Genomic DNA, 13,607 nt, shown 5'->3' on the forward strand with positions numbered 1-13,607 from the left:
CCGCTGGCCGGCTGCTCTTGATGGCCAACCGTACGTGGAGCCGGCCAGCGGCCGGCACTACTACGTCTTCAATGCCGGCCAGCGGCCGGCACTACCTAGGGTATTGGGCGAGCCGGCCAGCGGCCGGCACTACCTGGGGCATCGGGCGAACCGGCCAGCGGCCGGCACTCCCTAGAACATCAGGTTGATCATCAGCACCACCACCGCCGTATAGATCAACGACAGCGGGGCGCCGACGCGCCACAGCTCGCGCGGGGTGTAATTGGCCGGGCCGGTGATCATCGAAATCACCGGGTTGGAGGCTGTCATCAGATTGTTCGAGGCCGACAACGCCACGATCAGCGCGAACGCGGTCGGGCTGCCCCCGGCGGCCAGCGCCAGGTTCACCGCGATGGGCACCATCACGATGGTTGCGCCCACGTGGCTGATCACCAGCGAGAACATCGTGGTCAACAACGCCAGCGCGATTTCCAGCACCCACACCGGGATGCCGGTCGGCAGGCGGTCGATGGTGTGCCCGGCGATCCACGCCGCCGCGCCGCTGCTGTCCATTGCCCAGCCGAGCGGAATCAGCCCGGCCATCATGAACACGGTTTTCCAGTTGATCGAGGCGTAGGCCTCGTCCATGCGCAGCACGCCGGTCAGCAACATGCCGGCCACGCCGGTCATCAGGGTCAGCGCCACCGGCAGCTTGGAGGTCAGCGCGATCAGGATGGTGATGGCGAAGATACTCATCGCGATCTTGAACTTGTGCGGCCGCTGCTCGCCCTTGGGGTAATCGGTCACCACCACGAAGTCGCGGCTCTTGGCCGCCTGCGCCAGGTCGGTCCAGATGCTGTGGAAGACCAGCATGTCACCGGCGCGCAGCGCCACGTTGCGCACGTCTTCGCGGATCACCTGCTTGTCGCGGTTGATCGCCAGCAGGCTGATCCCACGCTGCTTGCGCAGGCGCAGGTCCGAGGCGCTCTTGCCGATCACATCGGAGGTGGGCGGCACCACTGCTTCGGAAATGCCGGCGCGGCTGGGGTTGAACAGGTCGCCCAGGTGCTTCAGCCGCGAGGACATCCGCAGGAACTGGTTCTGTGCGAAATCGCTGACCTGCTGGCGCGCGCCCATCACGCCCAGCACGCTGCCCACCCAGATCCGCATCTCGGCCGGCGGGGCCAGACGGGTGTCATTGCCGGTCTTGAGCGCCAGCAGCAGCGGCGCATCGTGCACGTTCTCGGCCTCGCCCAGGGTCATGCCGACCAGGGGGCTTTCGGCGGTGACCACCAGTTCGAACACATCGCCTTCGATGCCGTAGGTCTTGGCGAAGTAGCTTTCGGTGCGTGACGGGGTGACGCCATCGTTGGCCAGCGTCTCTTCCTCCACCAGCTTGCGATCACCGAAGTAGCGGAAATACAGCAGCGAGGCGATCAGCAGCGCCACGCCGATCGGCAGCGGTGCGAACATGCGCAGCGGTTCGATCGTGGCCAGGCCCGAGGGCAGGTTGTTGTTGGCCGAGGCCAGCAGATCGTTGAGCAGGATCAGCGGCGAATTGCCGACCATGGTCAGCGCGCCGCCCATGACGATGGCCGCGGCGATCGGCAGCAGCAGACGCTGCAGGGTCAGCCCGGTGCGCGCGGCCAGCCGCGAGGCGACCGGCAGGTACAGCGCCATCACCGAAGGGTTCTGCATGAACGAAGAGTTCAAGCCGGCGATCGCGGTGGTCATCATCAACAGGCGTGTCTCCACGCCATGCCCGCGCCGCAGCAGCCACGCCGCCAACCGGTTCAATGCCCCGGTGCGGTCCAGGCCCGCGCCGAGGATGGTGGTGGCGATGATGCTCATCACCGCGTTACCGGAAAAACCACCGAAAATTTCTTCCGGGGCGATCAGGCCGGTAACGCCGAGCACCACCAGCACCACCAAGGCCACCACGTCGGCGCGAATGCGCTCGAACAGGAACATCGCCATCGTGAAGCCGACCAGCCCGAGAACGAGCTTCATGTCGGTAGTCAGCGTCAGCGCGGTATCCATGGGGTGGCGCGGTTCCTTGTGGGATCAGGTGCGGTCGTACAACAGGTCCCACACCCCATGGCCAAGCTTCTGGCCACGGGTTTCGAAGTGGGTCTGCGGGCGCCATTCCGGCCGCTCGACCTGCCCACGCGGACCGGCGCGGTTGCTCAGCCCGGCGGTGGCGTCGAGCACGTCCCACATCTGCTCGGCATAGTCTTCCCAGTCCGTGGCGCAGTGCAGGCGGCCACCGACGCGCAGCTTGCGCACCAGCAGCTCGGCAAAGCCAGGCTGGATCAGGCGACGCTTGTTATGGCGCTTCTTGTGCCACGGATCCGGGAAGTAGATGCGCACTTCATCCAGCGCGCCATCGGCGATTTCCTTCTCCAGCACCTCCACGGCATCGTGGTGGTACAGGCGCACGTGGTCGGCGTTGTCGTCGGCCAGTGCATTGAGCAGGCGTCCCACGCCGGGCGCGTGCACTTCCAGGCCGATGTAATCGCGGCTCGGGTCCTGCTGCGCGGCGAAGCGCAGCGCGGCGCCATTGCCGAAGCCGATCTCCAGCACCTTGTGCGCATCGCGCCCGAAGGTGGCATCCAGATCGCGCGGCTCGCCGGTGAAATCCAGCCCGAAGCGCGGCCAGCGGTCGTCGAACGCACGCTGCTGGGCGGGAGTGAAACGCCCCTGGCGCAGCACGAAACTGCGGACCTCGCGGCGGCCTTCGGTGATGGTGAAGGGCTTGGGCGGTGCCTTGGCACCGGCGCTGTCGAAAGGATTGGTCATCAGCCGATCAACCCGTCGATCGGCGAGGACGCACTGGCGTAGCGCTTGCGCGGAATGCGCCCGGCCAGGAAGGCCTCGCGGCCCGCCTCCACGGCCTTGCGCATCGCGCTGGCCATCAGGATCGGGTTGCGCGCGCCGGCGATGGCGGTGTTCATCAGCACGCCATCGCAGCCCAGCTCCATCGCAATGGCTGCATCGGAGGCCGTGCCCACGCCGGCATCGACGATGATCGGTACCTTGGCGTCTTCGATGATCTGCAGCAGGTTGTACTTGTTCTGGATGCCCAGGCCCGAGCCGATCGGCGCGGCCAGCGGCATCACCGCAGCGCAGCCGATGTCTTCCAGGCGCTTGGCCAGGATCGGGTCATCGGAGGTATAGACCATCACCTCGAAGCCATCCTTGACCAGCTGCTCGGCCGCTTTGAGGGTCTGCACCACATCCGGGTACAGGCTCTTCTGGTCGCCCAGCACTTCCAGCTTGGTCAGGTTGTGGCCGTCCAGCAGCTCGCGGGCCAGCCGGCAGGTGCGCACGGCGTCTTCGGCGGTGTAGCAGCCGGCGGTGTTGGGCAGGATGGTGTAACGGTCCGGCGGCAGCACGTCGAGCAGGTTCGGCTCGCCCGGGTTCTGCCCGATGTTGGTGCGGCGGATCGCCACGGTGACGATCCGGGCGCCAGCGGCCTCGGTGGCCAGGCGGGTTTCTTCCAGATCCTTGAACTTGCCGGTGCCGGTGAGCAGGCGGGAAGCATAGGTCTTGCCGGCGATCACCAGCGAATCAGTGGGGGCAGGTGCATTCATGGCCCGAATTATCGCCTATCGCGCGTCACGATGCTGCCTCAGCCGCCGCCCAGTGCATGCACGATCTCGACCACGTCGCCCTCGCGCAGGGGGTGGCTGGCGTGCTGGCTGCGGGTGACGATCTCGCCATTGACTTCGACCGCGACGCGGCGCTCGAGCAGGTCCTCGCTGCGCAGCAGGTCGTGGACAGTGGCGGTGTGCGGAAGCTGGCGGTTCTCGCCGTTGAGCTGGATGTTCATGACGGTATTGTCCCGTAATCACATCCCAGTGCGTACCCTGTGCGCCCCGCGGCAGAGGTGCCGCGAGCGCCAGGCCAACGATGGCCGGGCGGCGGGCTGCGGCGTTCATGCCGCAGCGCAGCGTGATGCCGGCCAGGTGCAGTGGAACCATGGCACCGTGCGCCGGCGTACGTCCGCCGTCTTCCCCACCCTCAAGGAGTTTCCATGTTGCTCAGCAAACGCCCGATCCGTTCCCTCATGGCCGTGGCCATCGCCCTGGCGGCGATGCCGGCCATGGCCCAGTCGCCGTACACCAAGACCGTCTTCATCGGCGACAGCCTGACCGATTCCGGCTACTACCGCCCGCTGCTTCCGGCCGCTGTCCGCCCGGTGACCGGCCAGGCCACCACCAACCCGGGTTGGCAATGGGCGCAGCACGTGGCGAACTACTACGGCACCGATGCCAGCCCGAACGGTAACGGCCAGAACGGCGACAACTACGCCGTTGGCGGGGCCCGCGTGGGCGTGGACCTGACCCAGCCCGCGCTGGGCGGTGTGCCGATTCCTTCGCTGAAGACCCAGACGGCCAACTATCTGGCGGCCAACGGTGGCAAGGCCGACCCGAACGCGCTGTACACCGTGTGGGGCGGTGCCAATGATCTGTTCGCGATCCAGACCGGTGCGCCGCTGGTCCCGACCCTGACCGGTGCCGTCACCGACCAGGTCGGCATCGTCGGCACGCTGAAGGCAGCGGGCGCTGAATACATCGTGGTGCCGACCATCCCGGACATCGGCCTGACCCCGGGCGCCCGCGCCGGCGGCCCGGCTGGCATGGCCGCCGGCACCGCGCTGGCCAAGGCCTACAACGACGCCCTGTTCGGTGGCCTGAAGGCCGCCGGCCTGCAGGTGATCCCGGTCGACACCTTCCACATCCTGCAGGAAATCGTCGCCAACCCGTCGACCTACGGCTTCAGCAACGTCAGTGGCACCGCCTGCACGGTGCCTTCGTCGCTGACCTGCAACCCGACCAGTCTGGTCACCCCGGACGCATGGCGCACCTATGTCTTCGCCGACGGCGTGCACCCGTCCTCGGCCACGCATGAAATGCTGGGCCAGTACACCCTGTCGATCCTGGAAGCGCCGCGCAACCAGCAGATCCTGACCCACTCGGCACAGACCATCGGCCGCTCGCGCGCTGACCAGGTCAGCTGGCACGTGGATGGCCGTCCGGCCGACGGCCTGAGCTGGTGGGGCAACCTGCGCGGCGACATGCAGCGTTACGCCCACGCCGATCTGTACGACGGCATGGCCCCGGCCGGCCTGTTCGGTGTGGATTGGGCGCGTGATGGCATGGTGGTCGGCGGCTTCGCCGGCTATGGCCGCATGGACGCCGATTTCGGCAACAACAAGGGCGACTTCACCCAGTCCGATACCACCCTGGGCCTGTTCGCCGGCTGGTACGGCGAGCGCGCCTGGGTCAACGGCCAGCTCAGCTACAGCTGGCTGGACTACGACGTGACCCGCAAGCTGCAGCTCGGCCCGGCAACGCGCATCCACAAGGGCTCGCCGGAAGGCAGCAACCTGACCGCCGCGTTGAACGCCGGTTACGAGTTCGGCACCGAAGGCGGCTTCCGTCACGGTCCGGTCGCCGCGGTGATCTGGCAGAAGGTGAAGCTGGATGGCTACACCGAGTCCAACCTGAGCGCCTCGGCGCTGGGCTATGGCGACCAGGATACGGATTCGACCGTCGGCCGCGTCGGCTGGCAGGCCCGCTTCGATGGCGGCAACGTCAAGCCGTACGTGCAGGTCACCTATGACCACGAGTTCGAGGACAGCAAGCAGGCCAGCGCCTGGCTGCAGACCATGCCGGACGTGGGCATGTACAAGGTGCCGGGCCTGGAGTTCGACAAGAACTACGCCACCGCCGTGCTGGGTGCGCGCCTGAACCTGTGGGGCCTGAGCAGCAACATCGGCATGAGCACCACCACGATGCAGAAGCGTGCACGTGACGTGTCGCTGTTCGCCAGCTTCGGCGGCAGCTTCTGATCCCACGTGCGCAGCGCCCGCCCGCGGGCGCCGTGCACGGCGGTGGAAAAGCGTGAAACAACGGGCGGCCCAGTGCCGCCCGTTGCGTTTGAGGGCCCCGCCCGAATAGACTTACGCCGCGCCTTGCGGGTGTAGCTCAATGGTAGAGCTGTAGCTTCCCAAGCTACTGACGAGGGTTCGATTCCCTTCACCCGCTCCACGCTTCACCCTCCCATGCCGCCCGTCACCGCACGCGCGATGCCTCGAAGGTGAAGGGGTCGCTCTGATCCGGAAAGCGCAGCAGATAACGCGCAACGCGTGTCGTGCCATCCGATAGCAGATAGTCCACCTGCAGGCCGCTTGGATTCGTTTCCATCCCCGGGCCCAGATAGGTCGTGCTCGGATAACTGAATCCATCGCCCGCCGCCTTCTGTATGGCCACGCAACTGCCAAAGAGCGGGGGCAGGGTGTACAGATGCTCACCGTGCAACAGCATCACCAGCGTGTAGCGACCGCCTTTGCCACTGCTCACATAGTGCATGTCCAGGCACACCGACGTGCCCTGCTGCCAGGCGGTGACGTTCGCCAGATTCTCCGGGTCGATGGGGGTGCGGCTGGGCCAGTCCGGTGGTGCAAGAGCGACAGCGCTGCGCAATGGCCATCGCTGCGTACCGACCATCAGCGTCTGGCCGTCAAAGGCAATGTCGGGTGCGCCATCGGCCGGGTTCATCTGCAAGGTGCCCGGAACGATCCAGTCGGTCGCCTCGTAGCGCCGCAGGGCCTGCGTCATCGAGGTGGTCCACAGGCACGCGCGCGGTGCGTCCGTGCAGGGCTTGTCGAGTGCGGTCCCCTTTCCCTCGAACAGGGGATCGCCCAACGACCTGTAGAAGTCGTTGTAGCTGGTGAAATGGGCCGGCGCGGCCTGCGTGCCCGCTGAGAGCAGAACCGCGAGCAGGGCCGCGAAACAATGACGGGTGGGAGGCGTGGTCATCCGTGTTGCCGGGGCATCTCTGTGGGCGCCCATTATTGTGGAACAACCGCTGGATGCGGGCCGCAGCATCGTCGGGGCGGTCCGTCATCGCGGCCTACGCACCGCACGCTATGCTTCGCGCTTTCCCGTCCCCTGCGCCGCGATGAAACTCGCCATCCTGTCCCGCAACAGCAAGCTGTACTCCACGCGTCGCCTGGTGGAGGCCGCGCGTGCGCGGGGCCATACCGTGCGCATCCTCGATCCGTTGCGCTGTTACATGCGCATCGCCGCGGATGGCTTCACCATGCATTACAAGGGGCGGCCGATCACCGGGGTGGACGCGGTGATCCCGCGCATCGGTGCCTCGGTCACCCGCTACGGGACGGCCGTGCTGCGCCAGTTCGAGATGATGGGCGCGCGCACGCCCAACCCCTCCGATGCCATCCTGCGCGCCCGCGACAAGCTGCGCGCCCACCAGATCCTGGCCTCCAAGGGCATCGACATGCCGGTCACGGTGTTCGGCGACAACCCCGATGACACGGTCGATCTGCTCTCGATGCTGGGGCCGCCGCCGCATGTGGTGAAGCTCAACGAGGGCACCCAGGGCCGCGGCGTGATCCTGACCGAGAAGGCCAGCGCCTCGCGCGGCATCGTGGAGGCACTGCGCGGGCTCTACGCCAACTTCCTGATGCAGGAGTTCATCGGTGAGGCGCAGGGCGCCGACCTGCGCTGCCTGGTGGTCGGCGACCAGGTGGTCGGGGCGATGCAACGGCAGGCGCCGGAGGGGGATTTCCGCTCCAATCTGCATGCCGGGGGCAGTGCCCGCGCCGCCAAGGCCAGCCGGGCCGAGCAGCTGGTGGCGGTGCGCTCGGCCAAGGCGCTGGGCCTGGGCGTGGCCGGTGTGGACCTGATCCGCTCCAGCCGCGGCCCGCTGGTGTTGGAGGTCAACTCCACGCCTGGGCTGGAAGGCATCGAGGCGATCTGCCAGGCCGATCTTGCCGGGCGCATCATCGATCATGTTGCTTCCTTGAAAAAACCTGCAAATACAAAGGGTTGATGCGGTTTTCCAAGGTGGGGCAGGGCCTTAACATCGGTTTAATCGGCCCCGGCGTAGGCTCTGTCGAACCGCAGCTCTGCCCTCCTCAGCAGGATCGGTAATCGGGAAACACCTTCAGGCCCGGCCAGCGTCAGTTGGTCGGGCCTTTTTCCGGCCGGCAGCGCTGCCAAGCCCCTGCCATCGGTAACTTGTCGGCCCGGTTCCATCCTCGTAGAGTTGGCATTCATTCATGTGGATAAGGAAGTCGCAGATGTCAAAGATGCATCGAATCATCGCTGTCGCGCTGCTCGGCTGTCTCTCGCTGGGTGCCCACGCCAAGCCGACTGCGAAAGCCGATGAGGCCGCGATGGCGCTTGCCGACGATGCGCCTGTTGCCGAACAGCTGGCCAAGGTCGAGCGCGCGCTGCACAGTGAGGACTACAGCGAGCTGAGCGTGGCCGACAAGAGCCGCGTTCAGGCCGCCTTGGACCGCATCCGCACCAAGATGGGCGATCGCGAGCGCTTCGATCAGCTCACCCCGCCGCAGAAAGTAGAGGTCTTCAATGACCAGGAAGTGGTCAATACCTTGATGACCAACGCCAAGGAAGACAGCCGCATGGTCTGCCGCAGCGAACGTCCGATCGGCAGCAACCGCCCTCAGCGCACCTGCATGACGGTGGCTCAGCGCCGCCAGGCGACGGACGACGCCAGGCAGATGAAGCGTGATCTTCGGATTTCCGAAGTGAGGGACGCAAAGTGACCGAAGGCCGCTGAGTTTTGACGCTGCGCCAGCATTCGACGGTGTCTAATGTTAAGAATCGAAGCTGTATGGTCAGCTTGAGGTCGCGCAGTCCTGTTCCCATTGCTGCCCTGCGGCTCCGTTCTTTCCGTTGAACCCCACGAATCAGAGGTCCCAGTGCGAATTCTCGTCATCGAAGACAACAGCGACATTGCCGCCAACCTGGGCGATTACCTCGAAGACCGCGGTCACACCGTGGACTTCGCAGCCGATGGCGTCACCGGCCTGCACCTGGCGGTCGTCCATGAGTTCGACGCGATCGTGCTGGACCTCAACCTGCCCGGCATGGATGGGATCGAGGTCTGTCGCAAGCTCCGCAACGAGGCGCGCAAGCAGACGCCGGTGCTGATGCTCACGGCGCGCGATTCCCTGGATAACAAACTGGCCGGCTTCGATTCCGGCGCCGATGATTACCTGATCAAGCCGTTCGCGCTGCAGGAAGTCGAGGTGCGTCTGAACGCCCTGTCGCGTCGCGGCAAGGGCGTGCAGACCCGCGTGCTGGAAACCGGCGATCTGGAATACAACCTGGACACGCTGGAAGTGCGCCGCCAGGGCAAGCTGCTGCAGCTCAACCCGACCGCGCTGAAGATCCTGCAGGCGCTGATGGAGGCCTCCCCGGCCGTCGTCACCCGCCAGGAGCTGGAAACCCGCGTCTGGGGCGAAGAGCTGCCCGATTCGGATTCTCTGCGCGTGCATATCCATGGCCTGCGCGCCGTGGTCGACAAGCCCTTCGAGGTTCCGATGATCCAGACCCGTCATGGCATCGGATACCGCATCGCCGCGCCGGAAGCCTGATCCGGTGACGGGCAGGGGGGGGCGTCGCCGCGCGCCATACCGGCGCCGGCTGCGCAGCCGCATCATCGTCTCGTTCGTGCTGTTGGGCTTCTGCCTGACCACGCTGTTTGCGTTCGCCACCAACTGGGCGCGTGCCCGTGTGGAGAACCAGCTCGTCGAAGACGTGATGAACCGCAACATCGATGAGTTCGCCAAGCGCTTCTATTCTGACCGTACCCGTAATCCGGATCTTCCCGTGCAGCAGATGCGGGCCTTCGCGTATCCGCGCGAAATGCTCGACCGTGTACGGGTAGAGCGGGCGGAATGGGCGGCGTTGCCAAACGGCAACCACAACGTGAGCGGCCTGGACGAAGAGGGCAGGCCTTACGCCTACAAATTGGCGGTCCGCAAAGCTGACGATGCCTGGTTCTTCCTGGCATACGACATGACCGAGGCCACGCGCGGGGAGGCCCAGCTCAAGCGCGCGCTGTGGATTTCGGTGCTGGTGTTCAGCGCCCTGTCCCTGGTGCTGGGCTGGTGGTCCGCCTCCAAGGTGATGAAGCCGGTGTCCGATCTGGCCGCCCGCCTGCGCGCCTACCGCGGTGGCACCAGCGAGCCCGAGCCGCTGGCACCGCGCTTCCCGGACGATGAGGTGGGCCAGCTGGCCCAGGCACTGGATGACTATTCCGCGCGGCTGACCGAAGTGGTGCAGCGCGACCGCGAGTTCAATGCGGACGTCAGTCACGAGCTGCGCACGCCCCTGGCCGTGATCCGTGGCGCCACCGAGCTGCTGCTGACCCGCCCGGATCTCGATCCGAAGGTGCTGCAGCGCCTGCAGCGCATCCAGCGGGCCGAGCAGCAATGCACCGATCTGATCGGCGCGCTGCTGCTGCTCTCGCGCAACGAGCGCGGGCAGGGCAGCAGCAATGTCGCCCGCGTCTCCGAGCAGCTGCTGGATTCGCACCGTGCCCAGCTCGGCGGCAAGCCGCTCGAACTGATCCTGGAAGGCAACCACGACCTGGTGATCGATGCGCCGGAATCGGCCCTCTCGGTCGCGTTGGGCAACTTGATCGGCAATGCCGTGAAGTACTCGAAGGAAGGCGCAGTGCGCGTGCGCGTGGGCAACAACGCGGTCGAAGTGATCGACAGCGGCCCCGGCCTGAGCGAAGAAGATGCCGCCAAGCTGTTCCAGCGCGGCTACCGCGGAACGCATGCGGGGCATTCGCAGGGCGGCGGTATCGGCCTGTCCATCGTCAGCCGCCTGTGTGATCTCTACGGCTGGCAGGTCAACGTGCGGCCAGGCGCCGGGCGTGGCGTCATCGCCACGCTGACGTTCTCCCCCGCCTGAAACGGTAGAGCCGACCGTTGGTCGGCTCCTCCACGACCGTTGGTCGGCTCCTCCACGACCGTGGGTCGGCGCCTCCAGATCTACCGCGCCGCCAACTCCCGATACGCCCGATCCAGCCGCGCCACATGCGCCTGCAGATGATCCGGGTGGCCGTCATTGACCACCACATCATCGGCCAATGCCAGGCGCGCCTCGCGGCTGGCCTGGGCGGCGATCATGCGGTCCGCCAGGGCGCTATCGATGCCATCGCGCTGCATCAGACGCGCGTGCTGCACGGCCACCGGCACGTCCACCACCAGGATCCGGTCCAGCCACGGGTACTGCTGGCGGCCACCGGCCTCGGTGAGCAGCGGAATCGCCGCGATCGCATACGGTCCCTCGGCCTGCTCGCAGGTCTCGCGCAGCAACTGACGAATAGCCGGATGGGTGATCGCCTCCAGCGCCTGGCGCTCCTGCGCCGACGCGAAGATGCGGGCCCGCAGGGCGGCACGGTCCAGCTGACCATCGGCCAGCAGGATCTCGGTGCCGAAGTGGGCGGCGATCCGCGCCAGCCCCTCGCTGCCCGGTGCCACCACCGCGCGTGCGGCCAGGTCGGCATCGGCAACGGTGATGCCCAGCGCCTCGAAGCGGCGGCTGACCTCGCTCTTGCCGGCGGCAATGCCGCCGGTCAGCCCGATCACGAAGCGGCTCATCGCGCGGCCCTCAACGCAGGCCGGCGTAGCTCAGGTAGCCGTCGATCAACGGCTCGCCCCACATGAACACGATCCAGCCGGCAATGGCCAGGTACGGCCCGAACGGGATCGGCGTGGCCCGGTCACGGCCGCGCGAGTACAGCCAGATTGAGCCGATGATCGCGCCCACCACGGACGACAGCAGGATGATCGGCAGGATGCCCTTGAGCCCGCACCAGGCGCCCAGGGCCGCCAGCAGCTTGAAATCGCCGTGGCCCATGCCTTCCTTGCCGGTGATCTGCTTGAACAGCCACCACACCGACCACAGCGACAGATAGCCCGCCAGCGCACCCAGCAGGGCAGGCTTGGCCGGCATATAGAGATTGTCGCTGGCCGCGATCAGGCCCAGCCACATCAAGGGCAGGGTCAATTGGTCCGGTAACAGCTGGGTACGCAGGTCGATCCCGGACAGCGCCACCAGGAAGCAGCTCAGCACGATCGCGCCGAAGCCCTGCCAGCCGAACCCGAACTGCCAGACGCTGGCCGCCACCAGCACGGCGGTCAGCAGCTCCACCAGCGGGTACTGGATCGAGATCGGGGCGTGGCAATGCCGGCACTTGCCGCGTAGGGCCAGCCAGCTGAACAGCGGGATGTTCTCGTACCAGGACAGCTTGTGCTTGCAATGCGGGCAGTGCGAGGGCTCGACCACGATGCCCGGTGGTGGCGGCTCGTAGATGTCCGGCTCTTCCAGCACCTCGCGCGCATCGCGCTTCCACTCCCACTCCAGCCGCTTGGGCAGGCGCAGGATCACCACGTTGAGGAAACTGCCGATCAGCAGTCCCAGTCCGACCGCGGCGGGGTAGCCGAGACCGGGATGCTGGTCGAGAAATGCCATTGATTAGTTATCCAACTACCGCGCCGAGTTTGAAGATGGGCAGGTACATGCCGATCACCATGCCGCCGACAAGAGTACCAATGAACACCATGATCATCGGCTCCATCAGGCTGCTCAGGGCGTCCACGGCATTGTTGACCTCCTGCTCATAATACTCGGCCACCTTGAACAGCATGGTATCCAGCGCGCCGGCCTCTTCGCCGATGGCGGTCATCTGCACCACCATGTGCGGGAAAAGGTTGACCTGCTTCATGGCCATGTTGACCGGGTAGCCGACCGACACATCGTCGCGCATGCGCAGGACCTTCTCCTCGTACACCTTGTTGCCGGTGGCGCCGGCCACGATGCCCAGCGCTTCCACCAGCGGCACACCGGCCTTGAAGGTCACGGCGGTGGTGCGGGCGAAGCGCGCGATCGCACTGTTGTTCATGATCTGGCCGATGACCGGGATCTTGAGGACAAGACGATCCATGTTGTGCTGCATCGTGGGCGAGCGTTTGTAGGCATATATGAAGCCAAACAGTGACCCGAGCACTACCGCAAGCAGCACCCACCAGTACGACACCATGAAGCGAGAGGCAGCCACGATCATCTGCGTGAAGGCCGGAAGTTCAGCGCCAAAGCTCTTGAATACTTCTTCAAACTGCGGCACGACGAACAGCAGAAGGATAGCGCTGACTACGATGGCCACGGCAATGATCATGGCCGGATAGAACAAGGCCTTTTTGATCTTGCCTTTCAGTGCCTCGATGTTCTCTTTGTACGTCGCAATCGTGTCTAACACCGTTTCAAGCACACCCGCGCCTTCACCTGCACGAACCAGGTTGCGGTAGAGTTCATCGAACTGCACGGGGTGGCGACTGATCGCCTCGTAGAGTGATGAACCGCCTTCGATGTCGGTGCGAATGGTCTCTACCAGCTTTCTCATTCGTGGATTCTTGTGGCCGCTGGCGATGATCTCCAATGAGCTGACGATCGGCACGCCGGATTTCATCATGATCGCCATCTGGCGACTGAAGAACGCAATGTCCTTGGCCCCTACAGCCGAGCCAGCCGCTCCGAACAGTGGCTTCGGCTTGGGCTTGACCACACCAGGCATGATGCCTTGGCGGCGAAGCTCGGCACGCAGCAAATTGGCATTCTTGGCGGGCTGCTCACCCTTCATCTTGATGCCGCGCTTGTCGGTCCCCTCCCAGACAAACGGTTGCAACTCCGTGGTGCTACGCGCCACGGGCTCTTTCTTGATCGCGCTACGGCTGACAGACATACAGGGCTCCCCAGCCACACCATCCCCAGGCG

At 65.8% G+C, this 13,607-nt stretch carries 13 protein-coding genes and 1 tRNA gene; 6 read left to right on the forward strand and 8 right to left on the reverse strand.

Going from position 1 to position 13,607, the window contains the following annotated elements; all coding sequences use genetic code 11:
* Window positions 1-171: 171 nt before the first annotated feature.
* From ABE483_RS16275 to thiS, 4 genes are read right to left on the reverse strand one after another with little or no spacing between them, the layout of a single operon-like run.
* Window positions 172-2,019: an SLC13 family permease gene (locus ABE483_RS16275; protein WP_121039313.1), complete on the reverse strand. Its 1,848-nt coding sequence runs from the start codon at window positions 2,017-2,019 to the stop codon at window positions 172-174.
* Between the two features lie 24 nt (window positions 2,020-2,043).
* A complete protein-coding gene (trmB, locus tag ABE483_RS16280) occupies window positions 2,044-2,778 on the reverse strand; it encodes a tRNA (guanosine(46)-N7)-methyltransferase TrmB (protein ID WP_313210056.1) in 735 nt (244 codons plus the stop codon).
* A complete protein-coding gene (locus tag ABE483_RS16285) occupies window positions 2,778-3,572 on the reverse strand; it encodes a thiazole synthase (protein WP_313210058.1) in 795 nt (264 codons plus the stop codon). Before ABE483_RS16285 ends, trmB begins: the two co-directional genes overlap by 1 nt.
* Window positions 3,573-3,610: 38 nt before the next feature.
* Complete coding sequence (thiS, locus tag ABE483_RS16290) at window positions 3,611-3,811, reverse strand: sulfur carrier protein ThiS (protein WP_121039303.1); 201 nt, start codon at window positions 3,809-3,811, stop codon at window positions 3,611-3,613.
* 204 nt (window positions 3,812-4,015) lie between these two features.
* Between thiS and ABE483_RS16295 the strand changes: the two genes are divergently transcribed.
* On the forward strand, window positions 4,016-5,836 hold the full coding sequence (locus tag ABE483_RS16295; protein ID WP_313210061.1) for an autotransporter domain-containing protein: 1,821 nt from the start codon (window positions 4,016-4,018) through the stop codon (window positions 5,834-5,836).
* A gap of 125 nt (window positions 5,837-5,961) precedes the next feature.
* Window positions 5,962-6,035: transfer RNA gene (locus tag ABE483_RS16300), tRNA-Gly, on the forward strand.
* A gap of 24 nt (window positions 6,036-6,059) precedes the next feature.
* On the opposite strand, the gene ABE483_RS16305 is transcribed toward ABE483_RS16300, so the two are convergent.
* Window positions 6,060-6,806 carry a hypothetical protein gene (locus tag ABE483_RS16305; RefSeq protein WP_346482042.1) on the reverse strand — a complete coding sequence of 249 codons (747 nt, stop codon included), beginning with the start codon at window positions 6,804-6,806 and terminating at the stop codon, window positions 6,060-6,062.
* A 142-nt stretch (window positions 6,807-6,948) separates the two neighbouring features.
* Here ABE483_RS16305 and rimK point away from each other — a divergent pair, with 142 nt between their 5' ends.
* The 4 genes from rimK (at window position 6,949) to ABE483_RS16325 (ending at window position 10,742) form a co-directional block, all read left to right on the forward strand.
* The gene (rimK, locus tag ABE483_RS16310; protein WP_121039296.1) at window positions 6,949-7,842 is read left to right on the forward strand and encodes a 30S ribosomal protein S6--L-glutamate ligase; all 894 of its coding nucleotides are present in this window, start codon (window positions 6,949-6,951) and stop codon (window positions 7,840-7,842) included.
* 250 nt (window positions 7,843-8,092) lie between these two features.
* Window positions 8,093-8,581, forward strand: a complete 489-nt coding sequence (locus tag ABE483_RS16315) for a hypothetical protein (protein WP_313210067.1) — start codon at window positions 8,093-8,095, stop codon at window positions 8,579-8,581.
* A 156-nt stretch (window positions 8,582-8,737) separates the two neighbouring features.
* A complete protein-coding gene (locus tag ABE483_RS16320; RefSeq protein ID WP_019183933.1) occupies window positions 8,738-9,415 on the forward strand; it encodes a response regulator transcription factor in 678 nt (225 codons plus the stop codon).
* The gene (locus ABE483_RS16325; RefSeq protein ID WP_346466647.1) at window positions 9,378-10,742 is read left to right on the forward strand and encodes a HAMP domain-containing sensor histidine kinase; all 1,365 of its coding nucleotides are present in this window, start codon (window positions 9,378-9,380) and stop codon (window positions 10,740-10,742) included. The genes ABE483_RS16320 and ABE483_RS16325 overlap by 38 nt, the downstream gene beginning before the upstream one ends.
* An 80-nt stretch (window positions 10,743-10,822) precedes the next feature.
* Here the strand turns inward: ABE483_RS16325 and coaE are convergent, their stop codons facing one another.
* Genes coaE through ABE483_RS16340 form a run of 3 tightly spaced genes read right to left on the reverse strand, consistent with a single transcriptional unit; the run spans window position 10,823 to window position 13,575 of the window.
* A complete protein-coding gene (gene coaE / locus ABE483_RS16330; protein WP_346482043.1) occupies window positions 10,823-11,434 on the reverse strand; it encodes a dephospho-CoA kinase in 612 nt (203 codons plus the stop codon).
* Window positions 11,435-11,444: 10 nt separating this feature from the next.
* A complete protein-coding gene (locus ABE483_RS16335; RefSeq protein ID WP_121039283.1) occupies window positions 11,445-12,308 on the reverse strand; it encodes an A24 family peptidase in 864 nt (287 codons plus the stop codon).
* A 7-nt stretch (window positions 12,309-12,315) separates the two neighbouring features.
* Complete coding sequence (locus tag ABE483_RS16340) at window positions 12,316-13,575, reverse strand: type II secretion system F family protein (protein WP_346482044.1); 1,260 nt, start codon at window positions 13,573-13,575, stop codon at window positions 12,316-12,318.
* Window positions 13,576-13,607: the final 32 nt, after the last annotated feature.

Origin of the sequence: Stenotrophomonas sp. TWI602 (assembly GCF_039674045.1) — a bacterium.
Taxonomy (GTDB): domain Bacteria; phylum Pseudomonadota; class Gammaproteobacteria; order Xanthomonadales; family Xanthomonadaceae; genus Stenotrophomonas.

Bases quoted from the DNA above. Each gene is read 5' to 3' on its own strand.
- rimK (WP_121039296.1), top strand. From the start codon at position 6,949: ATGAAACTCGCCATCCTGTCCCGCAACAGCAAGCTGTACTCCACGCGT.
- ABE483_RS16335 (WP_121039283.1), bottom strand. From the start codon at position 12,308: ATGGCATTTCTCGACCAGCATCCCGGTCTCGGCTACCCCGCCGCGGTC.
- thiS (WP_121039303.1), bottom strand. From the start codon at position 3,811: ATGAACATCCAGCTCAACGGCGAGAACCGCCAGCTTCCGCACACCGCC.
- trmB (WP_313210056.1), bottom strand. From the start codon at position 2,778: ATGACCAATCCTTTCGACAGCGCCGGTGCCAAGGCACCGCCCAAGCCC.
- ABE483_RS16315 (WP_313210067.1), top strand. From the start codon at position 8,093: ATGTCAAAGATGCATCGAATCATCGCTGTCGCGCTGCTCGGCTGTCTC.
- ABE483_RS16325 (WP_346466647.1), top strand. From the start codon at position 9,378: ATGGCATCGGATACCGCATCGCCGCGCCGGAAGCCTGATCCGGTGACG.
- ABE483_RS16340 (WP_346482044.1), bottom strand. From the start codon at position 13,575: ATGTCTGTCAGCCGTAGCGCGATCAAGAAAGAGCCCGTGGCGCGTAGC.
- coaE (WP_346482043.1), bottom strand. From the start codon at position 11,434: ATGAGCCGCTTCGTGATCGGGCTGACCGGCGGCATTGCCGCCGGCAAG.
- ABE483_RS16285 (WP_313210058.1), bottom strand. From the start codon at position 3,572: ATGAATGCACCTGCCCCCACTGATTCGCTGGTGATCGCCGGCAAGACC.
- ABE483_RS16305 (WP_346482042.1), bottom strand. From the start codon at position 6,806: ATGACCACGCCTCCCACCCGTCATTGTTTCGCGGCCCTGCTCGCGGTT.
- ABE483_RS16275 (WP_121039313.1), bottom strand. From the start codon at position 2,019: ATGGATACCGCGCTGACGCTGACTACCGACATGAAGCTCGTTCTCGGG.
- ABE483_RS16295 (WP_313210061.1), top strand. From the start codon at position 4,016: ATGTTGCTCAGCAAACGCCCGATCCGTTCCCTCATGGCCGTGGCCATC.